This is a genomic window from Halomonas sp. ND22Bw, from assembly GCF_003011945.1.
In the GTDB taxonomy this organism is placed as follows: domain Bacteria; phylum Pseudomonadota; class Gammaproteobacteria; order Pseudomonadales; family Halomonadaceae; genus Halomonas; species Halomonas halophila.
In genome coordinates, this window is sequence record NZ_PXWD01001358.1 from 1 (window position 1) to 253 (window position 253).

Annotated in this window: 1 pseudogene; it reads left to right on the forward strand. The window is 72.3% G+C overall.

The window, feature by feature from the left end:
* A pseudogene (locus tag CVH10_RS22620) lies at nucleotides 1-253 on the forward strand (heavy metal translocating P-type ATPase); the annotation flags it as partial.

Below are 253 nucleotides of genomic sequence, written 5' to 3' on the forward strand. Positions count from 1 at the left end.
CAACTGCGGCCCGAGGTGGCGCACGTGGTCGGGCCGCGGAATGAAACCGATGTGCCGCTGGCCGAAGTGTTGAAGGGCGACACGCTCGCCGTGCGTCCCGGCGAGCGTGTGCCTGCGGATGCGCGCGGGCTCGAAGGTCGTTCGGAGGGCGACGAGTCGATGCTCACCGGCGAACCGCTGCCGGTGGCGAAGGGGCCGGGCGATGCGCTCACCGGCGGTTCGGTGAACGGCGCAGGCCGGCTGGTGGTCGAGG